Origin of the sequence: Pseudoalteromonas sp. TB41 (assembly GCF_000497975.1) — a bacterium.
Lineage (GTDB): Bacteria > Pseudomonadota > Gammaproteobacteria > Enterobacterales > Alteromonadaceae > Pseudoalteromonas > Pseudoalteromonas tetraodonis.
The window spans coordinates 130,476-153,742 of the sequence record NZ_AUTH01000087.1 but is presented as its reverse complement, the minus strand read 5'-3'; the positions used below and the strand labels follow the sequence as shown (position 1 = coordinate 153,742).

At 43.9% G+C, this 23,267-nt stretch carries 13 protein-coding genes; 12 read left to right on the top strand and 1 reads right to left on the bottom strand.

Going from position 1 to position 23,267, the window contains the following annotated elements; all coding sequences use genetic code 11:
- The first annotated feature begins 1 nt into the window (after window position 1).
- The 6 genes from L641_RS0114780 to L641_RS0114755 all read left to right on the top strand — a co-directional run bounded on the left by L641_RS0114780 (window position 2) and on the right by L641_RS0114755 (window position 7,697).
- A complete protein-coding gene (locus L641_RS0114780; protein WP_024602304.1) occupies window positions 2-706 on the top strand; it encodes an alpha/beta fold hydrolase in 705 nt (234 codons plus the stop codon).
- 13 nt (window positions 707-719) lie between these two features.
- Window positions 720-1,544, top strand: coding sequence for an SDR family oxidoreductase (locus L641_RS0114775; RefSeq protein WP_024602303.1), 825 nt, complete (start codon window positions 720-722; stop codon window positions 1,542-1,544).
- Window positions 1,545-1,861: 317 nt separating this feature from the next.
- On the top strand, window positions 1,862-4,621 hold the full coding sequence (locus tag L641_RS22370; RefSeq protein ID WP_158000850.1) for an amino acid adenylation domain-containing protein: 2,760 nt from the start codon (window positions 1,862-1,864) through the stop codon (window positions 4,619-4,621).
- A gap of 18 nt (window positions 4,622-4,639) precedes the next feature.
- Window positions 4,640-6,148, top strand: coding sequence for a hypothetical protein (locus L641_RS0114765; protein WP_024602301.1), 1,509 nt, complete (start codon window positions 4,640-4,642; stop codon window positions 6,146-6,148).
- A gap of 6 nt (window positions 6,149-6,154) precedes the next feature.
- On the top strand, window positions 6,155-6,973 hold the full coding sequence (locus L641_RS0114760) for a thioesterase domain-containing protein (protein ID WP_029750392.1): 819 nt from the start codon (window positions 6,155-6,157) through the stop codon (window positions 6,971-6,973).
- The gene (locus L641_RS0114755) at window positions 6,966-7,697 is read left to right on the top strand and encodes a 4'-phosphopantetheinyl transferase superfamily protein (protein WP_024602299.1); all 732 of its coding nucleotides are present in this window, start codon (window positions 6,966-6,968) and stop codon (window positions 7,695-7,697) included. The genes L641_RS0114760 and L641_RS0114755 overlap by 8 nt, the downstream gene beginning before the upstream one ends.
- A 27-nt stretch (window positions 7,698-7,724) precedes the next feature.
- Here L641_RS0114755 and L641_RS0114750 read toward each other — a convergent pair whose 3' ends face one another.
- Window positions 7,725-8,372, bottom strand: a complete 648-nt coding sequence (locus L641_RS0114750; RefSeq protein WP_253944064.1) for a DUF998 domain-containing protein — start codon at window positions 8,370-8,372, stop codon at window positions 7,725-7,727.
- 1,140 nt (window positions 8,373-9,512) lie between these two features.
- On the opposite strand from L641_RS0114750, the gene L641_RS0114735 reads away from it, so the two are divergent.
- The 6 genes from L641_RS0114735 (at window position 9,513) to L641_RS0114710 (ending at window position 23,225) form a co-directional block, all read left to right on the top strand.
- Window positions 9,513-11,759 carry a winged helix-turn-helix domain-containing protein gene (locus L641_RS0114735; protein ID WP_024602297.1) on the top strand — a complete coding sequence of 749 codons (2,247 nt, stop codon included), beginning with the start codon at window positions 9,513-9,515 and terminating at the stop codon, window positions 11,757-11,759.
- Window positions 11,760-11,899: 140 nt separating this feature from the next.
- A complete protein-coding gene (locus L641_RS0114730; RefSeq protein ID WP_024602296.1) occupies window positions 11,900-12,181 on the top strand; it encodes a hypothetical protein in 282 nt (93 codons plus the stop codon).
- 199 nt (window positions 12,182-12,380) lie between these two features.
- Window positions 12,381-14,726: a penicillin acylase family protein gene (locus L641_RS0114725; protein ID WP_158000849.1), complete on the top strand. Its 2,346-nt coding sequence runs from the start codon at window positions 12,381-12,383 to the stop codon at window positions 14,724-14,726.
- Window positions 14,723-16,459 carry a cyclic peptide export ABC transporter gene (locus L641_RS0114720; RefSeq protein ID WP_024602294.1) on the top strand — a complete coding sequence of 579 codons (1,737 nt, stop codon included), beginning with the start codon at window positions 14,723-14,725 and terminating at the stop codon, window positions 16,457-16,459. Before L641_RS0114725 ends, L641_RS0114720 begins: the two co-directional genes overlap by 4 nt.
- A gap of 42 nt (window positions 16,460-16,501) precedes the next feature.
- Entirely contained in the window at window positions 16,502-21,775 is a 5,274-nt protein-coding gene (locus L641_RS0114715) for an AMP-binding protein (protein ID WP_024602293.1), read from the top strand.
- A 16-nt stretch (window positions 21,776-21,791) separates the two neighbouring features.
- A complete protein-coding gene (locus L641_RS0114710) occupies window positions 21,792-23,225 on the top strand; it encodes a hypothetical protein (protein WP_024602292.1) in 1,434 nt (477 codons plus the stop codon).
- The last annotated feature ends 42 nt before the right edge of the window (window positions 23,226-23,267 follow it).

Here is a 23,267-nt window from a genome sequence, read left to right as displayed (position 1 = left end):
TATGAGCCAGCAGAAAGTTAATCTAGTGTGCTTACCCTTTGCTGGTGCCGGGGCGTCTTTTTTCGCGCCTTGGTCAGGTCTGAACCCGTACTTCAATCTAGTGCCGATTCAGCTGTTAGGCAGAGAAAAGCGCTTCAGTGAACCTTGTTATACCTCTGTCGTTCAGGCTGCTAAGGACATAGCACAAGAAATCCCCGAATTAGTTGACAACAGCCTGCCAACGGTGTTGTTCGGTCACAGTTTAGGAGCGGTATTAGCCTTTGAAGTAGCTCATCAAATACTTAAACAAGCGATTCCTTTGTCGTTGCAAAGCTTAATTGTGAGCGGCTCCCCAGATCCGTGGAATCCTAGAGAGGCTCGCGCAACTGGTTTGGACGATGATGCCTTTTTACAGCAGGTTGCGACTTTTTCAGGGTACACCCATCCTGCTTTAACGGATCCTTTTATGCGGGAACTGCTATTGCCTACCCTTCGAGCGGATGTAGCGATGCACGAGAGCTATAAGCCTGATTTCTCGCAAGGTATCCAGCTGGATATCATCGCCTTGCGAGGCATAGACGATGAGTTGGTAAGTCGTGAACAGCTCTTAGGCTGGCAGAAGGCTACACAGCAGTCTTTACGCTGTGGGGAAATGCCTGGTGGACACATGTTTTTTGTGGATACTCCAGCAGATCTATTAAACGCCATTGAGCTATCACTAAACTAGTCAGGGTAGATAAATGAGACTTGTCAATAAAACAATTATCGTCACGGGGGCGGCCAGAGGTTTAGGTCGTGCCTGTGCCCAACAATTCAGTGCCAATGGTGCCAACCTCGTATTGTTGGATGTAGCACAGAACATACCTGGGGTACCCTACAACTTGGGCTCTGAAAGTCAATTGCAGCATACCGCACAGTTATGCAGACAGCATGGATCGATTGTGACTACCATGAATGTGGACATTAGAGATGCTCGACAGGTGAATGAAGCTATTTATGAAGCTGTTAAGCGCTTTGGGCGTATTGATGTTTTACTCAACAATGCCGGAGTTGTATCACCGTCAGGCAAGATTTTACATGACACCAGTGAAGGAGATTGGCAGCTCATGCTGGACATCAATTTAACCGGTGCTTGGCGATTGATGAAAGCGGCAGGGAAATTCATGGTGGAACAACAGCAGGGCAGTATCATCAATATTGCCTCCACCGCGGGCATAGTGGGTTACCGATACTTTGCGGGCTATGTGGCATCAAAGCATGGTGTGATTGGCCTTACTAAAGCCGCTGCGCTGGATTATGCGCCGTCAAAAGTACGGGTGAATGCGATTAGTCCTGGCTCAGTACGAGATTCTCAGAGTGAAGAGGGAGAGATGCTGGCAGAGATCGCCCGCTCTTTACAAATAGATAGCACAGAATACGAATCTTCGTTTATTGAGTCTCAACCCATGAATGCGCTTGTGGAGCCAATCGATATTGCGAATGCGGCTGTGTGGTTGGCTTCGGATGAATCTGTGCGAGTAACCGGCAGCAACATTACAGTTGATGCTGGGTTTTCCATCAGGTAGTTTGGGAGTATTTAATGCAACATACCTTATTTTCTAACTCACCAGTTACCAGCTCGCAAAAGGCTTGCTACCCCCTTGTCCAATGCCGAGCACTGCGTTGCCGCATTCATGAGCAAGATGTTATCCGAGCAATGCTTAATTATTACAAAAGACCTTTTGCAAGCGTTCAAGGTGAACAAGACAAACTGTCACAAAGGGCTACGACGGTACACATTGATCATTGTCATAGCTATAGTCATACTGAGGCTGCAGAAGAGTATGTCAAAAAGCATCTATCACAGCCTATAAGCCGTCTTGTAAGCTGTGAAACCAGAGTTGTGCTTCTTACCTTTTCTGATGGAATTGCAGATCTCATTATCATTAGTGCGAACCCCCTAGTATATTGTGGCGAACTCCAGCAACTGGCACAAAAGATAGTTGCATGCGAACCTGCTCAACAAGCGGGCATAAGCGCTCCCCATTTCCTTGATTTAGCACCTGTAAAAATCCCAGGGTATGGCTCTCCGGTAGCCAGCTGGGCAAAACTAGATCCTGTTGATGTCGAGGATACACGCCATACTGGGGCTCAATGTATATATGAACAGCATCGAGCTTTTATCCCAGGGGCGCAGAATTTGGCTACTTTGCTGATTGCCGTGGCGCGGGTACTGACAGTGTTTTATGGTGAAAGCTCGCCTGTTATAGCGGGGGCTGAGCTTGTTCAAACTGATCCAAAAAGTGCTAGGCAAACAAGTGACAGGCTTAGGTTGATACCATTAGCGATTTCGTCACCCAAAAGCAGCATCACCCAAGAAGGTGAACGGCTTTTAGAAGCTTGGCAAAGCGCTGTATCTTGTCCTCGCGATAGGCTGGATACGGATACGGTTAGCATTGGAGTATTTTGGGGAACGTGGTTATTGCAACCATCTGAGGTTTTTGCTGAGCAACATTATTACCCTTATCTCGCGCCGCCGTTACCGTTGAGCATAGAAGCGCAGCCATTAGAAACCGGTGTTGCTTTGGTATTCAATTTTGACACTGCTCATTACGATCAGACTGGTGTAGAGAACCTAGTTGATTGTATAAATAATGTGGCATTACAGATTGTTAATGAAGAGCGTTTAAGTAAACAAGCTACCGAACATCGGGCACTCAGTTACGCTGAACTGAGCATTATAGATAAAGATCGATTGAGTGCAGATATGGCCCTGTTGAACAATGTATCCGATGATGCAGAAAATACTCAGGGAAGTCGCGAATTACGTATCGAACAGGCTTTTTCAGTACAGGTAAAATGCAACTCTGATGCTGTTGCGCTCACCTTGGAAAGCCAACAAGTTAGCTATGGCGAGTTGCAGATGCTCGCTAATCAATATACTCGGGCATTGCAAGAAGCTGGCGTTAAACCGGGTGATAAAGTAGGTATCTGTGTGATGCGCTCTCCTCAATTAATCGCATTGATGTTGGCTACAATGCATGCAGGTGCCGTTTATGTGCCGATGGATCCCAGCTATCCGGCTGAGCGTCTACAATACACGGTAGCGGATGCTGCAATGGCACTGGTCATTGGGGAGTGTCCGTCGTGTGAAGAGACCAATATCATGAGTCTTGAGGCGTTTACACTTGCAGCCTCTACACAATCAAATGCGCCAGTTCAATCAAGTAGCTCTGATGCTGGGCAGGCGGCCTATATGATTTATACCTCAGGTTCCAGCGGTAAACCTAAAGGTGTGATGGTACCACATCGCAATGTGATCAGTTTATTAGCGGCCACCAAAGATAACTTTTCCCTGAGTGGTCAAGATGTTTGGACATTATTTCACTCAACAGCTTTTGACTTCTCAGTGTGGGAGATTTGGGGGGCTTTGTTAACTGGTGGCAAGCTGGTGATAGTCCCTTATTGGGTATCTCGCTCTGCTGAAGCTTTTTATCAACTAGTGGTAGATGAAAAGGTGACAGTGCTAAATCAAACTCCGTCGGCTTTTTATCAGTTTATAGAAGCAGAGTTCCAGCACTCGCGAGCATGTGACGTTCGTCTGGTTATCTTTGGTGGAGAGCCGCTAGATGCTAAGGCTCTACTACCTTGGATGCAACGCTACTCAGAGTTAGAGTGTCGTCTGGTGAATATGTTTGGTATTACCGAAACTACCGTTCATGTGACTTGGCATGATGTCACTCGTCAGGATGCGCTTGCGGGAAGCAAGTCCGTTGGTACAGCACTGCCAAGTTGGTATTGTTATGTCATGGATGAAAAGATGAACCCCTTGCCGCCAGGATTAGCTGGGGAAATTTGTGTAGGCGGTGCTGGTGTTGCTCTGGGGTACCACGGCAAGCCAGAGCTTAGCGCAGAAAAATTTGTTGACGACCCTCTTCGTTCTGGTAATCGCTTGTATCGCAGTGGTGATAAGGGGCGCTTAATGCCTGACGGTTCTTTAGAGCACCTTGGGCGTCTGGATCAACAAGTAAAACTGCGAGGTTACCGCATTGAGCTAGGAGAGATCCGCCACACATTGTTGGGGCTACCTGATGTTCAAGGTGCTGCTGTTTTATTGCAGCAACCCGAGAAACAGGATGCTGCTTCTGCCCGCTTAGAAGCATACTTACAAACTCATTGTGAAGATCTGACACCTCTGAAACAACTGGCTGCGCAAACTCTACCAGAGTATATGTTGCCTACAAAGTGGCATAGAGTTAGTGAGTTCCCGTTAACCGCGAACGGAAAACTAGATACAAAAGCCCTTCCTGAGCGAATCATAAACTCGGCATCAGCAAACGAGCCAGTTGCACACGAGCAAACCGCTGCACAGATGTCTCAATCAGAAGCTAGTGATAGAAAAAACACTGCTCATAGCGAGTCAAATGGTCGCTCTCAAAGCAATGCAGATAAGATGTTGCAACAAATGATTGCCATCTGGCGGGAGGTACTTGGGTGTGAAGTCTCTGCTAATGATAACTTTTTTGATTTAGGAGGGAACTCATTATACGCCATGCGCATTATGTCGGAATTGAAGAAGCGCAATCTTCCTAGTTTTAGTACCCGCGAATTATACGTACATCAAACGATATCGGAGCTATCCTGCTCCTTGTCGTATGATTAATAAAGGAGTTGATTTGATATGACAAAAATTCAAACCGATTGCACAATGGACCAGCAACCTACGCGGGTTTGTGCGCATGAAACAGAGCAAAACCAAACTGCAGATAACTTTTACTCGACCTTAAATGGCAAGCTCCTCAGTTTGCTCGTGAGTAAACCGCAAATGCAGAAGTTTAATATTTGTAAAGAGAAACAGGTAAAAGACTTTGTTAACAAATATCAATGCGCTTTTGGTTCTTGGCCGGTAATCGTTGATGGACAGCTAATTGACCAACTACGGGAAATAACCAGCCCCTTACCCTCGCTGTGCTATCGTGCTCTAGAGCTGATGTTCGAAGGTGATGCGCAGGCTTTCGCTGATTATTTTCAATTGCCAGCTAGCTTTTATAACAACCTGACATGCAACACGGTTAAACGAGAACAGTTGTTGATGCGCTATGATTATTTATATCAGCAAAAAGAAGCTAAACTGCTCGAAATTAATGCTGGCTCAAATGTGGGAGGATGGGAGCTGGACAGCCTAAAAGTGATTATCGAAGGTATGTTCAAACAGTTTCCACAAACCCAAAACTGGCGGCTGTCCTATCGTCAGGTGATGATAGAATTTATGCAAGCTTTAGTGGGCATGGGGCAACCTATTGCTAAAGCTCGACAACGAAACCCAAATATTTTGTTGTTGGCAGTTTTTCCTGATTTTTCTACGAAGTTTCAAGTAGAATCGCAGTTGAACCTCATCTATAACATGCTGCAGGAGCAACATCTTCCCAAAGGCACGTTATCCATAACAGAGTCCACCAACAATATTCAAGTGGATGAGAATGACGCTATTTACTTTGGTGGCAAACAAATGGACATCGCTTTTGTAAACCATCCTGAGCTGCCGAGCGAGCTTTACGAGCAGTTATTCAAAAGTCACCAAAGTGAACAAATCGTCTGTCCTGATACCTTGGCCCATCGGTTTGTAGGTAATAAATTGTTATTTGCGCTTTTGCACGAACCTAAAGTGCTGGCGCAGTTAAGTCCGCAAGAACAAACGTTAGTCCAAAAGCACATCCCGTGGAGCTGTAAAGTGAAAATGGACGCCTGTATACAGGAAAACCAAGGAGCTGTAAAAGTCGTTTCCTCGCTGGGGGAATCTTTGACTGACTATGCCAAGGCAAACAAAGACATTCTTGTGTTGAAAAAAGCCGAATCTTTGAAAGGCGATCATGTTCGTGTAGGTAAATTCATTACTGCGCAGCAATGGGCTGACGATTTAGAGGTAGCCATTGCGGAAGGAGACTGGCTACTGCAATCCTACTGTTCACCGGATCATAGCACCACCTGTGTTTATCCGCAGCAGCCTAGTGCCCATCATTTTATCTGGGGGGCCTTTGATTTCGCTGATAATTACGGTGGCTCTATTGTGCGTGCTGTCCCTGTGGAACAGGAGAGCGGAGTTATTAATGCGGCAAAAGGGGCAATTGTTATCCCTGTGGTGGAAGACGCTAGCCGGTCACCAGCTGATATGGCAACATTAAAGAGGTGATTAGTTATGAATGAAATAAAGCTTAAAGAAAAGTGGTTTATAATACCAAAGCCAGTCTTCAAACCTCGATTGCGGGTGTTTTGTTTCCCATACGCAGGGGGGAATGCTACCACTTATATTCCTTGGGCCGAACACATGCCTCATGGCGTTGAGTTAGTGGCGGTACAGCCGCCCGGTCGTGCCACCCGTATCATGGAACCTGCGCTTGATGAGATGGACAAGATCATAAAGGATCTTATGCTGTGTTCTGACTACATTACTGAAACGCCATATATTTTCATTGGGCATAGTTTGGGGAGCCGGATGGCGTTTGCATTAGCAATTGCTTTAGAAGCAAGCGGTTTTGACGGCCCTCAACACTTCATTGCCTCAGGAAGTAGGGCGGCGAATATTTGTGCGCTGGATAGTGACTTCCATACATTGCCGGATAACTTGTTCATAGAAAAGCTAAAAGATCTCAATGGCACGCCTCAAGAGGTATTAGATAACCTAGAGCTTATTCAGTTTTTGCTACCACTGCTCAGAGCTGATTTTAGAATTGCCTATAAATATCAGAGTCCAGAAATCAAAATTCACTGTCCTATAACCGTACTTGGGGGGGACGCTGATGATGAGGTTACCTCATCGCAACTTGCAGCATGGGAGCAGCTTACCTCTTATCAAACCGAGATACACTACGTTAAAGGTGATCATTTCTTCATTGATCACAATCGCTATGTCGTGATTGATAAACTCCACAGTATCATAGTAGGGCTGAAACATGGGATCCCGACCAAACTGACAAAGCCCCAGCACTCAAGATTACTTGAGGCCTTTAATGAATAAGCAGTTGCTGACGCATGAAGCTGATAATGATTTTATTAGGAATGTAGGTGTTACTCGGTTGGTCTCAAATATTGTGATTGCCCAAACAGAGTTTCAGGTAACAAGGTATGAGTCTACCCTGTTTTCTGAACTGGGAATTGTATTCCCTATCGAGTTTGGGAGGGCGGTGGCAAGGCGACAGGCAGAGTTTTTAGCGGGTCGTTATTGTGCCAAAATAGCTTTGACTGAGTTGGGTACCAGCGATACACATGTGAGCATTGGTTGTCACAGAAATCCTATTTGGCCACAGAAAATCGTCGGTTCTATCACTCACAGTGATAATGTGACACTTTGTGCGGTATCTTTTAGCCACTGTAATGATTTTATTGGTATTGATGTAGAGCCATTGATGTCACAATATGTGGTCAGAGACATTCGTTCCAATGTGGTTGGCTCTCAGGAAGAACGGTTGTTGATGCAAACCGGTATGACATCAGAGCAGTATATTACTTTAGCTTTTTCAGCAAAAGAGAGTTTGTTCAAGGCGGTTTTCCCTTATGTCGGTGAATACATGGGGTTTGAGGAATCACAGGTGCGAGCAATATCACTAACGGAGCAAACGTTGGAGTTGGAACTGGATAAGTGCTATGCCGAGCGGTTGAAAGGACAACGACACTTTACTTGCCATTATCAGTTACAGGCAAATTACTTGATTACCCGAATAGCTGGGCGGTTACCAAAATAGTCCTATTGCGGTAACCGCTTGTATTCATCAGTGCTTTTCTATGGCTAAGGAGGACGTTAACGTTTTTGCTGCTAACCCAAACCAACCCATAGTTAGCACTGCCCATAATCGCTGGATAAGGCCGTTGTACTCATACGGAATAAAATTGGCATAAATAGACCAAAAAACAAGCACATGTATAAAGCTAAAAAGCAGGCAGACTTTTTCAAAGGTCTCAGACTGAAATTGGGACTTAAACTCTACAGCGAAGAATACCGGTACCAAAATCATAAAAATCGATAGGTTATAAAGTAGATGTAACGGCGTTTCAAGGGTCCAGATCCCCGCACTTATCATACTTAAACCTAACAATGAGATCACTACGGTGGAAAAAGGTAGCCAGCCCTTGTGGAGTCGGATTAGCGAGAAACTAAAAAAACACATAGAAAGACCGATAAGCACGTTGGCAGTTCTGTGTGACCAAGCAAAAAAAGGGGCTTCGAGAGCCACTTCACTGATACTTTGGGATATGGCGTCAAACCCTTCGATAAAAAAGCCAATTCCAATATTATAAATAGAAAAAATCCAGACTAGGTGGCCTGCTTTCAATCCCAAATTGTTCACAGATAATCTCTCAACGGTCAATGCTCCTTTTAAGCGTAAAATCAGTATATCACTGGCAAGCAAAGCACTCAATAAACAAAGCTGTATAGGAGCACAGCCGCCATACCAAGCAATACAAGCGGATGCGCAATGAGTTGAAGAAATTGGAATTGTATCTCGCGGGTATTGCGCGACATTCTTCGTAAGTTGAATACTGAGCTGTCAGCTGAGATGACCATTCAACTTAGACAAGCAAAAAGCGGTTGAAACAAGTTAAATTCAGCAAATCGAAGCTATATTCTTTGTACAAACCACGCGCTGCCCCGTTTCTTGAAAATTATAGAGAATGACACTTAAGATTTAACCGTTAGAAAGGGGGGCGATAAACTCAATGGTATTTTAACTAGCGTGGGTGAGAATTTTTGAAAAGGTGAAATCTTACAGGCAATTTTTTACATCTGAATTTTTGTTGTCTCAATCTAGCTTTCGACGAAAAAACCGATATTTTCAGGATCGACTAATTCTATTTTAACGTGAGCAGCAGCCAGGGGGTGTGTCCACTTCCCCGTTAGTGAGACACATCTCAGCCTATATTAAGGTGATAGTATTAGGCAAATATTCCTGTTTTTGCTTCCTGCTATGAACAACATTCAACAGCACAAATAATTATCAGAATTTCAGTCCAAAATGAGCATATTATTGGAGCTTATCGAATTACCAAGTTATGGCATTATTGGCACTTATCGAATAGATAATTGCTAAACTTACGTCAACTCTCATATTTTTCGTATCCCTGAATTTTTTTATTTCTCTTATGACACCTTCATTGTTATTTTTGATGCATTGGTAACCGAAATAGGCTAGGCATTGATGATATCTTTGTGTAGAATCGATGTTGCTTTATTGTCAATTTGGTAATTTTTTTGTTTTAAGTTGTAGTGAATGGTTGCAAGGTTTTGTTTCTTTTTTACTTTTGGCAGGTTGTTGCGCCGATAAATACATTTTGACATAGCAAGGAGAAAGCAGATGAAAAATCTATTTGTATTATTTTTGAAATTAAAAATACTCAAAACTGACATTTTGTTGTGGTCTAAAAGTGCCCTAGTAATTTTTAGAGTGCTTGTTCAGGCTGCTTTGTAAAAACAATGACAATGATACTTTTCAAGTTACTGTGAAATTTAATGATATCTAATTTAGGTGTCTGTTCTATTAAAGGAGTGCAGGAAGCAGTCAATGAAATTTTATATTGGAACTTTCTGGAAGTTTAACCCTAAAAATCAAGAGCTAACTTTTAGTGATGGCAAAGTTGTTACTCTACCTTCAAGGCTAAACCTTTGTTTGGAGACATTGATTGAGGCTCATGGACACACGGTTTCCTATGATGAACTATTGCTAAAGGTTTGGGGTACTGTCCATCGTGATTCCAGTACAATCACATCTGTGATTTCTGAATTGCGAAAAGCTATCAGCAATGGTCGAAATGATGTGAGGCTGATTCAAACTGTGCCGAAAAAGGGGTATCGGTTTGTGGGTGAAATCTCTCAAGTAGAGGAAAATGTAGACCCCAAAGCGAATACACCTCATACCGATTTCACAATCGCTTCCCAAAAAGACTTTAATCAGTCATTTCCTTTTGAACCGCCATCTCCAAACTTGTCGAATACCTCAGAGACACAGGAGAATACAGGTTCTTCGTTGCTGAACCCGAATCTTCAATCCTCTAAACCACAGAGTGAGCAGGTTAACAATGTTGCTATCTCCCGTAAACCAGCTGGTCGTCATGGCGACTCAGTGTTTTCAAAATGGTACTTTTATGCGCTTATTTTGACTATATTTTCGGTTTCTGCTTCGTATTTTGGCGTCGAAAGGCTAGGAAATGCTGATGTATCTGAAATTGGAATAAAAAAGTATAGTAATGCAGAAATCCTTACTTTTGAAAGAGGCCTAGAACTGGAGTTTGATATCAGTTCTGATGGAAAGTGGTTGGTGTACACCCACCAAAACGTAGCGAACAGACAAAAGCACATAATTGCGCGCAATTTGCTGCACGGCACACAATATCAGTTGCCTTCTGAAGTAGGCGTTGATCATCGTTCACCAAACTTTTCTCGTGATGCTGGGCGAATAGTTTATATTTTAGACAACTCGGAAGAGTGTGAGGTCTGGATCATGGACTTTAACAACGGCTTTGTGCGCGAATCGGCTAAGAAGGTATCTGAATGCGGGTTATCTGGGCTTTGGACAACACCCAAATTCTCAGTAGATGGCAATAAAATTTATTTTTCTCGATCTGAAGCTCTTTCTGAGCCATTTCAAATCATTTTACATGACCTCACTACATCTTATGAACGCAGCTATAGCGCCCCCACATCTGATGGCCGTGGAGATTATGCTTTTTCGATTTCTCCAGATGGTAACCATATGGCAATTGTTCGCAACTTGCACTGGGGCGCTACGAATATACTGATTAAAAATAATTCCAGTGGGGACATGGTTTCATTGGTTCAGTTTCCCTACTTAATTGAACATGTTACCTGGATGAACGATGACGAATTAATATATAAAAATGAAGATGGTCAGCTGGTAAAGCATCATGTTTACACTGACCAAAAATCGGTCATAAGTGAAAGTACACTACCGCTGAGTTATCCCGTTGTATCAGAAGGTAGAGTTTTTGCGTACCGTGGATTTATTAGTAATTCAGACATCCTAAAGCTATCGAATTTGGATCAAGATAAAGTCACCGTAACGGATGTGGTTACAACGCTTTACGCGGATTATAATCCAATGACAGCTCAAAATTCAGGCTTATTCTTTTTGTCCAATCGCTCTGGCAAATTGCAAATTTGGGAAAGAGTTCAAGATTCAGTAAGGACAGCTTGGGATTCTAAGTTGCCTCCGCAAATTCAGAAGCTGCAATATTCAGATAAGCACCAAGCTTTTTTCGGCATTTCTAATAACCGTATTTTCAAACTATCTTTGCAGAGCAAGGAAATGACTTGGTTGGGTCAAGCTGAAAAGGAGGTGGTGCATAATATCAGGCTAAGTCGTAATGAAGACTATCTTTACTTTGCCACGGTTAAAGACGAGAACTGGAGTTTGCAGCAGATGGATTTGGTATCTGAACAGATGGAACCGTTGGGTATCAACGGGTTTGTTGTCATGGATTCGGTTGATGGCTACCTATTCACTCGGTTTAGGACTAGAGGATTGTGGAAGTTTGATATAACTACAGGACAAGAGTCCCTGCTCATTAAGGATTTTGAATCTTATTCTTCTGTTATGTGGGACGTTTTACAAGATCAAATTATTTGGGCCAGCGGAGATACAGTGCATCGATACTCGATATCTCAAAATATACGCTATGAGAGTGTAAAACTAGACGGTAACATTCGAAATATTCATTGCTCAGAAAAACTGGAGGGTTGTTTAGTTGATGTTTTTGGCTCTGGAGAGAGCGAAATCATTGAACTTAGATAAATGGGACTAATGCCAAGGGATTTGTGAAGTACTTCATCTTTCCGAATTGGTAAAAATTTATAAGGTCGGTGGCGTTAATTTATAAAGCGCCCAGACAAGAATGATAATTCGACTTATTAAATTTTTACAGGAGGAATGCCATGAACATCTTTACGATTATTAACCATCACTTTTCTAAAACGCTGACTGTTGTTGCCACTACTTGCGCGTTAAATATGTTGGTAAGCCAAACTGCTGTAGCGGCAACTGCAACCAGTGCACAAATGAACACCCCCACAACCTGTGGTGTAAACAGTACGTGCAATCTGTTTACATCAAAAACTCGCACCGACACCAGAACTAAGACTGATGACTCTGACAGTTTCACTTTTCCTGTGCCACTGATTTGTAGCGATTTTCCACGCTGCGCACAAGAGCACTAGTGGCCCTTCAGGCAAGTAAACCACCCCTTGCCCCGACTTACCTAGGAGTAATTACATGAGCTTAGCGACAACTATTTTTGGCCGTTATCCGTTGATGTCCCGTTTTCTAATTTGGGTGCTTATGCCCATTATAGGTATGCTGATTTATATATATTTTTCAGCGACTCGCTCACTGCCCCCTCAAGTAGAGAGCAGGTCGGTGCAGCATATCAGCTCAAAGGTGGTGGTTGCGCGAGATATAAATGGGGTGGCGAATATCACAGGAGAGGTTGCCGATGATGTGTATTTCGCCACCGGTTTTGTACATGCTCAAGACAGGCTTTGGCAGTTGGAAGTACAGCGCCGGATGGTGTATGGCAAATTAAGTGAGATCTTTGGGCGTAGCCAACTAAATACGGATATTTGGATCCGTACACTTGGTATATACGAAGCGGCAGAACGGGCGTGGCCGCACTTATCACAGGAAGCAAAAGCCTCGTTACAAGCATATACAGCAGGCATCAACGAATTCATCGCTACCGATCCGACATTGCCCCCAGAGTTCACCTTGTTAGGGATCAAACCTTCAACTTGGACACCTATCGACAGCCTAGCGTGGGCAAAAATGTTTGCACTTAACTTGTCTAATGGGATGTGGTCAGACTTAAGACGGTTTGCTGCACTACAGAAGTTTGATGAACAAACTGTAGAACAATTGTTTCCTAAATACCCCAAAGATTCTCCCGTCACAGTGCGTAAAGAGGAACTCTTGCCTCCAGAAAGCATTGCTGGCCTATTAGATATCCGACAAACATTGTCCAGTGATTATGGAATCGGTGGTGAATATGTGGGGAGTAATGCATGGGTTGTGGCTGCGAAATACACTACTCAAGGCGTACCCATTTTGGCCAATGATCCTCACTTGGGACTGCAAATCCCATCGTTGTGGTACACCCTTACACAATCCAGTGATGCCCTTAATGCTAAAGGGATGAGCTTAGTAGGCTTGCCAATAGTCGTGTTTGGTCAAAATACAAAGATTGCTTGGGGGGGCACTAACATGATGGCTGATACCCAAGACTTATTTGTTGAGCAAGTAAATCCTGAAAACCCTAAGCAATATTGGGATGGAGAAAAATGGCACCCATTTGATGTCAGAACCGAGCAAATTTTTGTAAAACCTGATTTTCCAGCATTTCTTAGAGAACCGCTAAAGCCCGTCGAAGTTAAGATTCGAAAAACGCATCGTGGACCTATTATCAGCGATGTGGTGGATAGCTTTCACGATCAACCGATATCCCTTCGCTGGACAGCGCTTGATGATGAAGACACCACTTATGAAGCTTTTTACCAACTAAATTACGCCAATAACTGGCAGCAATTTAAAGATGCACTGAAATTGTATGTGGCTCCCACCATAAATATGCTCTATGCCGATGAGCAAAATATAGGCTATGTCGCGGCAGGTCGAGTGCCTGTGCGTAACAAAGGGACTGGAAATTTACCATTCCCAGCCAATGACGGCTTCCATTGGCTTGGTTATATTCCATTTGAGGATATGCCAACCAGTTTTAACCCTGACTCTGGTCTTATTGTTTCTGCAAATAACAAAATTATTGGTGACGACTACCCGTATTTCTTGAGCCATGACTGGGCTCAGCCATACCGAGCCATCCGTATCGAAGAGATGTTGATGAATAAACTCGCTGAAGATGGTGAGTTGGACATGGAAGACATGCGAACCATACAAGCTGATCAGCTTAATCTTGGCGCGTTGCTTTTAAAGCGAGTATTGACTGAGCTTTTGAATGGCGATGCTGATATAGGTGATACCTTATCCGTCGTTCGAGATTGGAATGGCGAAATGACGCAGGACAGCGTCGCAGCTACCTTGTTTATTAACTGGATACGTCATATTCGTCAGACTATCTATCAGGACGAACTGTCTGCTTATTGGAATCAGAGTAGTAAAAAGCAGCATTTAGAGTTCTTGGTACAGGGGGTGTCTTATCAACAGCTGCTAACACTCATCAGCTCAGATCGTGATCAAAGTTGGTGTGACGATATTAACACTGAACAACTAGAAGATTGCCGCATGATTGTTAAGCAGGCCCTGCAAGAGTCTTTGAAGGAATTGACCCGACTTATGGGATCTGACATAGAGGAGTGGCAGTGGGGAAAGGTGCAGCATGCCTATTACACCCATACACCGTTTAGTGAGGTTAATATTTTAGACTCGCTATTCGAGCGCAGCATTCACAGTGGTGGCTCTCCCAATACAATCAATGTTGCCAGTGGTCAATTTACAGAATCAGATGGCTATAAACAAAACTTTGGAGCTGGATTTAGACAGCTGATACAGCTAGGAGCAGGCCCCGCTCGTCACCTCTACATGAATTCTACAGGTCAGTCAGGCAACGTACTTAGTCAGCATTATGATGACATGATTAAGCCTTTCAACCGTGTCGAGTACTTTGATTTAACAGGCACTGAATCTAACGAACAAGGCTTGTCGGTGTTGACCCTGTTACCAGAAACTAACCCACATTTGGATGGTAAAAAATGAAACTATTTGATGCCTTTACTAAGGCCGCACCTAATGTGGTCTTTTTCTCTGTGCTGTTAGGCGCATTTTCGGGAATATTGTATTCGTTGCTCATTCCAGTTGTTATGCTGGGTCTTACGTCAGAGCAAGGTGGCCTTGACCCAGTGTCTGCCCAAGCGCGTACATTTCTCTCGTTTGAAGTGGCCCAGTACCATATTGCCGCCCTGTTTTTAGGGGTGTGCATCTTGATACTTTTGGCTCGCTCGGCTTCACAAATTATGCTCGTACGACTGGCGACGAACGTTACAGCACAACTGCGTAAAAGACTTTATTATCGAGTCTTAAAAGCCCCAGTCGCGTCGGTTGAGCGAGTCGGCCAAGCCAAGATCATTGCAACTATTACCACTGACATCGCCCGAATAGTTATCGGAGCAAGAGTGTTGCCCGATATGCTTATTAACCTAGTGACAGTTATGGGAATGCTGGGTTTCTTACTTTATCTCAATGCTGACGTATTTGTGTTAGTAATTGGTGCCATTGTGTTTGGCGTAGTGACTTATCAAATTCCAATGTTCTTTGGTAACCGATATTTCTCTCGTGCAAGACAATATGTCGACGACTTACACGAGAGCATCCAGGGTTTGTTAATGGGTGTCAAAGAATTAAAGCTGGATAAAGAAAAGCGCCAGAACTTTTTGGATAAAAACCTGTTATTGAACGAAGAGCAGGTGCTGGAGGCGGATAAAAAAGGTAACACTATTATTCGTGCTGCGGTGAATTATGGCGACCTTATCAGTTTCTACGTCATTGGCGTTACGACCTTTATTTTCGTCAACTACCACTCAATTGAGCAAGCTGAGTTGATTGGTGTGGTGATGGCTCTGCTATATATCACAGGCCCTGTGGCTTTTGTAATCAACAGTTTGCCCCAAATTGCTCTCGCTAGAATTTCTTTGAATAAGGTGAATGGCATTCTGGAAAGTTTGCCTGAAGAGAGGGCAAAAGAAGCAGCTTGCGCTATCCCAACTTGGCAAAGCATTCAATTTCACAATGTGTTTTACCGCCACGAAAGTGACAATCACGAGTTTGTCATTGGACCGATTAACCTAGAGTTAAATCGCAGCGAAATTACTTTTATCACTGGGGGGAATGGGTCTGGAAAATCAACCCTAGGCAAAGTCATCTCTCTACATTATGCAAAAAACTCAGGTGAGATCATCTTCGGTGACACGCGGGTAAGTGATGCTACATTAAACGCCTGTCGTCATGAAATCTCTGCCATATTCACGGATTTCTATCTGTTTGATCGAATTCTAATGGAGTTGGATGAGGCTAAGCAAACCGTCATTACAGAATACCTCAAGGATTTGCAACTGGATGAAAAGATAACGGTTACTAATACAGGTTTCTCCACAACGGCATTATCCGACGGACAGCGTAAGCGCTTAGCGTTGGTGCTCAGTTTTATAGAAGACAAGCCTCTTTATATTTTCGACGAATGGGCCGCGGATCAGGACCCAATTTTTAAAGAAATATTTTATCACAACATCCTGCCTGATCTTAGAAACAAAGGTAAAGCTGTCGTCGTAATCAGTCACGATGATCGATATTTCTCTGTCGCCGATAAACTCATTGTGATGGAAAACGGCAACATTATAGATGTGAAGTACAACGATATGTCGTCAACTACCATGCCGCCCTCAGGTGGACTTGCCAAGACCGCGGGACAGTCATCACTGGATCTTTTGGATTGAACTGAAGATGCGAAGATCCAAAACAGATAAGCGTAATAAAAAATGAAAAATATCATAAACATATTATCAGAGCACGCTAAAAACCAACCTAATAATGTGGCTCTGACCTTTATCGAAGACTCTGGTAAAGAAGCCAGTTTAACGTATGCACAGCTGCACAGTGCAGCCTGCTCGTTGGCGCTCAAGTTAGAGGCTGTGAATACCAACAAATCACCAGTGGCTATCATGATCCCACAAGGGCTGAATTATATCGTGTCCTTCTTTGGTTGTTTGTATGCTGGGGCGGTTGCAGTGCCTTTGTATCCGCCAGGTAGTAGTAATCATGCAGATCGTATCATCAAGGTTGTTCAAGACTGCCAGTGTGAACTGGCTCTCACGAGTGAAAAATTACATTCATTGGTGGAAGAAAGCTGCCAGCAAATAGCCAACTTCCAAGTATTGGCGGTGGGCAGCTTATGGGCAGACGATACTAAACAATCGTTGCCCAAAAGTCATGAGGACTTTTTACCAATTAGCCAACAAGACACCGCATTTTTACAATATACCTCAGGCTCTACGGGTAACCCTAAAGGGGTGATGATCTCTCATAGCAACATCATTGCCAACCTTGATGCGCTCATCGAAGCAACATCCGTAAACGAACAAGACATTTTTTGTAACTGGATTCCACTGTTTCATGATCTTGGCCTGATAACGGCTATGATGTTGCCTCTATACATGGGCGCTCATTCGATTCTCATGTCTCCTGGGCGCTTTATTAAAAACCCCACACACTGGCTAAACGCCATAAGCCGTTTCAAGGCCACGACCTGTGGCGCGCCAAACTTTGCTTACAACTATTGTTTAGAAAAAGTACGCGATGCCGATTTGGAGCAACTTGACTTGTCAAGCTGGCGCATTGCCTATAACGCTGCAGAACCTATTGATGTTGAGACTTTAGACAAGTTCAGTGAAAAATTTGCGCCAACTGGTTTTGAGAGAAGGTATTTCTATCCAGCCTACGGGATGGCAGAAGCTACCGTATATATAGCCTCTGGCAAGCCGGAAACTGAGTCTGTGAGTCGTTGTTTTGACGCGCAACAACTAGAAAACAACCAAGCTTCACCTGTGACGCTGGAGCATGAGAATCGCCGTAATTTAGTGGCTTGTGGTAAGGTGCAATCCTCGCATGATTTACGCATTGTCGACCCGCAAACGCACGAGGAGTTAGCTGATGGTGACATTGGTGAAATTTGGTTCTCAGGTCCCAGTGTTGCTGCCGGTTATTGGGGAGATAAGGCTAAAACGGCAGAGACCTTTAACCGCACAATAAAAGGTCAGCAAGTCGGTGGCTTCATGCGTACAGGAGATCTCGGCTTTAAGCTTGATGGGCAGCTGTATATAGCGGGTAGACTGAAAGATATTTTGATCGTTAACGGGCGCAACTTTTATCCGCAGGATCTAGAAAAAGTGTGTAGCAAAGCCTACCCAGATCTCATTAACGGCGGCACTGTGGCATTTGAGTCTCTTGGAGCTGTGACACTGGTGCAGGAAGTGAAGCGTACAGCCATAAAAAAGCTGGATTTCGAGCACGCCAGAGCAGCTATCCGCAATCAGATTTTTGAGCAGTTTCAGGTATATGTCTCTGATATCAAGTTTGTCAGAGCAGGTTTGTTGCCCAAAACTTCCAGTGGCAAAGTGCAGCGTCGTCTTGTGAAGAAAAAGTGTCTCACCCACACCATGGAGGTATTGCAGGGCTCGCAACAGGATGTAGATGCTAACTCGCTATCAGCCACAGAGATACGTTTACCAGAAACTAAAACACAGAAACAGCTGGCTATCCTATGGCAAGAATTATTGACTTTGGATGAAATCAGTATCACCGCTAACTTCTTTGAGTTGGGTGGTACATCACTGTTATTAAATCAGATGATTAATGCTGCGGCGCAACGCCATGGATGCTATTTGCAGGTTAAAGATGTCTTTAATCACCCTAGCATTGCTAAATTAGCTACCTTTATTGATGCAAGTGTTAAAGATAAAATCGCAAGCACGCATGCGCTTGAGCATCAGAGCAACCTCACGCAAGCGCCTCTCAGTGCTACCCAATTTCGCATTTGGTTTACAGAGCAGATGGAACCAAACACAAGCAAACACTTGCTGTGTCGTGGCGTGAAGTTGACCGGAAGTATTGAGCATAGCCGCCTTGAGCGGGCATTACAGGCCTTGTCAGAGCATCACGAGTTATTACGTGGACAAATCATCTCAACATCTGAGCATCCGTACCTTAGCGTTCGTCAGAATCATACTATACCAATTGAAACTCTAGAAGCAGCAGATGATGCCGAGGCACAGATCTTGGTTGATGCGTTTTGCCAAACAGCTATTAGGTTAGATGCGCCTTCTTTGTGCGAGGTGTTACTGGTATCGGTATCAGATAGTTGCCACTACCTATATTTTAAAGTGCATCATATTATCGCTGATGGTTGGTCGTTGGTGACCTTATTCAATGAGTTAATGCAGCTATGTAGACAGGCTGTAGATAGTCAGTCACCGAAGCATCTACTTCCGGAAAATAGTATCAACTTCTTGGACTTTAGTCATTGGCAACAGCGCTTTTTAGATAGCGAGGAGGCAGCTCAACAGGAAGGTTTTTGGAGCAACTATCTTCAAGATTGCCAGCACCAATTACAGCTTCGCAACGTTGGGGAGGGGGGGGCATCTAGCGATGTTGAGCAACTCAACGAGTCACGCTCAAACAGCATCAGCTTAAATCAGGTTGTGACACCTCAGCTGCAAACTCGACTGAGTCAATTGGCTCAGCAGTCCGGCGGTAGCCTTTTCAATGTTATTCATAGTGCATTGTTGATAGTGCTCAAACGGTTAAGTGGAAGCGACGATATCAATATTGGTGTGCCATTGACAGGTCGCAATCAAGCAGGTTTACATAGCATTGTTGGGCCGTTTGTAGCCAACTTTCCCGTGCGCAGTCAAATTGACGAATTACAAACTTTTAAACAGTGGCTTAGAAGTCAGATCCGCAATCTTGCTGATGTGCAATCCAATCAAGATATTCCGCTGGAACGTATCATTGAACTGACGAATGCGAAGTCTAAGCAAACAGGTAATACACCACTATTTCAAATCTTTTTGAATATGCTTAGCTTGCCGGATATGGCGTTGTCAGGCTCAGAATTATCAGCTGAAATGCTTCGTGAACAAACTGTAGATGCTATTTTTGATTTAACTATCTATGTTTCCAGCACCCAGGATGGCATTAGTTTAAGAGGCTTGTTTAATCAACAGGTCTATCAAGTAGAAACCATTAAACAACTGTTGCAGCAGGTAGTTTTTGTTCTGGAGCAGGTTGCACAAAACCCTGATGTGATGTGTCGTGAGCTGAGTGTGCGAACCCCAGCTTATAATGTCCAAAATTCCAGCCTGCCCCAGCTCAATAAACCTGTGAGCCAAGACTGGTCTGGTGCTGTACATCATTTGTTTACTGACGTTGCAAATCGCCAACCTTGTGCAACTGCAATTGTTTACCATAACCGTCGTTGGAGCTACGCGGAAGTTGAATCATCAGCCAACCATTATGCTCGGGTATTACAAGAGCTAGGTGTTAAAAAAGGCGAAGTGATCCCTATTTTAGTAGAACGTAATGACTATTTGGTGATTGCTACACTGGCAGTATTAAAAACAGGCGCAGCCTTTTGTATGTTGCACTGTGACACCCCTGAATTGCTTAGCGCGCAACTTGCTCAGTTGGATTCAAGGTATATTTTGTCTGTTTCTGAGGCATCTTGTTCAAAAGAAAATGCAGATAGTGAACTGCTCGCTCAGTGTCAATCATTAACGCTTATTTCTTTGTGCGATCATCCAGTAAATGCAAAGCAGACAGTTGTCAGCGAATCAGTTGAACAACAAGATCTTGCTTATATTGGCTTTACCTCAGGTAGTACTGGAAAACCTAAAGCCATTAAAGGTAGCCATAGTGCTCTTTCCGCTTATATTCCTTGGTACAGCCAACAGTTTCAGGTGACAGAGCTGGACACATGGGCAATGGTGTCTGGTTTGACACATGACCCGTTACAGCGAGACATGTTTCATAGCCTATGTGCTGGTGCTACGTTAAGTATTCCTACAGCACAGCAGTACGAGCCCGAGAATCTATTACCTTGGCTGGAACAACAGCAAGTTACTAATATTAATTTGACCCCCAGCCTGATGACTTACTTTTTCACTGGAAGTGATGTGCAGCTACCCCATTTACGCAATGTGTTTATGGGGGGCGAAAAACTTAGCGGATCAACGCTCATGCAAATTCGCGAGCATGCGCCACAGGCGAACATCATTAATTTATACGGAGCGACCGAGTCTTGTCGAGCTTTAGGCTTTTATCAACTAACACCACAGGACATGCAGCACACATTGGATGCAAACAACCCTGTTCCTGTAGGTAAAGGCATTGCAGACACTCAGCTGATACTACTTAACGACGCTTTGCAACTTTGCGGGGTAGGTGAGCTTGGACAGATTGCTATACGCAGTCCGCATCTAACCCTAGGTTATCAAGATGAAACTTTTGCTACACGTAAAGTCTTTTTGCAAAACCCGTTGGCTTCTAATGAACGAGACATGTTGTATCTCACGGGTGACTACGGTCGCTATCTTGCAAATGGCAATGTCGTGGTTGAAGGACGTCAGGATCGTCAGATTAAAGTACGAGGCTATCGTGTTGAGCTGGATCATATTGAGCGTCAATTACAAACCGATATTCATGTAAATCAGGCGTTTGTGAGCAACCGCACTTTAACCAATGGCGATGAACTGATAGTAGCTTATGTTGTTTTGATTGGGGAGGGCACAGAAGAAACGTCCTCACAAGAGTTGCTAAACAAAGTGCGCAAAGAGATGCGACGCAAACTGCCTGATCATATGCAACCTGCTGAGTACTGTGTTCTGGCTGAGTTGCCTGTTAACGCAAATGGCAAAGTTGATTCAGCCAAACTGGCAAAAATTGTGGTATCGGAAACACAGGAGCGTACTTTAATCGCGCCTTCGAATCAGGTGGAACAGCAAATCTACGACTACTGGTTATCGTTGCTAGGTAATAAACCCTTCTGCGTGACAGATGTCTTTTTTGATATTGGCGGGCACTCTTTGTTAGTTACCAAAACCATTGCTTGGTTAAAAACAGAGTTCTCCTTTGCTATCAACTATCAGGATTTTCTGGCTCACAGCTCGGTGGCAGAGTTGTCTAAAAAAGTTATTGCACATCAGAATTATAAGTCTGTTTCAGTTGCTTCTGAAAAGACCCAAAAGATTGTCTTATAGGTATACGGATTTAGTCATGAATAATAGCCCAATATCCGCGCATAACGCGTTTTACTCGAAAAAATATCAGCAGTTACTAGAGTCACTGCGCAATAACGACATGATGCGCAATGAAGCATTACAGACAGGCAGCATAGATAATTTTATGAGTGATTATCAATATCCCTATGGATGTTGGCCAATCATTTTATCTAAGCCTCGAGTGGCGGAATTTACTCGCTTTAACAAAATGCTGCCAGTGCTAATGCACAAGGTTATACGCAGTTATTTTAAAGATGATCCTCAGGGGTTCGCCGACTATCTCAACACTTCGTCATTTTTATACCACATGATGGCAAAGCTAGATGTGGATTCTCGAGATTTGTTTCTGCGCCATGATATGGTGTTTAGTAACAATGAATTTAAGTTATTAGAGGTTAATGCTGGCTCCAATATTGGCGGTTGGCAAATGGACTGGGTTATCCCTGCATTACAGAAGATATGGCAGGGATATCCTGAAACTCAGAGCCTGAACTTACGTACGCGCAATGTGGTACGAGAAATTTTTGAAAAAGCCTGCCAAAGTATGATGCGTTTACCGCGTTCAGGTGTGGTGGGTAACCTGTTATTAATCACTTCTACTGTGCCTAATTACCAGCGCATGGAGCAGGATCTGACTGAATTGTATGAACAAATTAAGCCATCAGCCCTGGCAAAGGGTAAGCTGATTTGGATCAACAATACCAATGATATTGAAGTGCGCGCCGATGGCTTGGCTTATTACAAAGACCAAGTGATGGATGCGGTGTTTTTAAATTCCGATATGGCGCGTGACATTCCTCAGCACAAGATTATGAATTTAGCCAAAAGCTATGTAGCGGGGAATCTAGTTTTCCCTGACAGCCCGTTTCATAACATTTTAGGTAACAAACACTTATTAGCGCTGCTGCACTTAGCAGCACAACAAGCCAAAGACCCTGCTAACAATAAGATTTCTCTCACAGATGAAGAGCTGCAGCTTATCGAGAGGCATATACCATGGACAGTAAAACTCAACACTCCCGTGGTGACTTGGCAGGGCGAGTCCCATGCTCTACCTGAGTTGCTGAAAAGCCATCAAAGTCAGTTTGTCATCAAGAAGTCACTGTCGATGCAAGGGTTGGATGTCTTGATCGGCAAGACCACCTCCAAAGCACTGTGGCATAAGGCAATTGATGAGCACTGTCACGATAACGACTGGTTGGTACAGCAATACTGTGAGCCGGACCCTGTGACCACATGCCACCCTGATTATGGATTGGCTGAGAGTTCCCTCATCTGGGGGGTGTTCGACATTGGAGGAGATTACAGCGGTGCATTTATTCGCTCTGTTCTGGCGGATACCCAACAACGAGTCATCAATTCTGCCAATGGGGCAGTGGAATTCTTAGTTGTGGAAGAAGGTGAGAAAACTCATAAGCTGGTGATTTAGCTGCTTCCTATCAAAACAACAAAACAAAATTATTAGGGAATG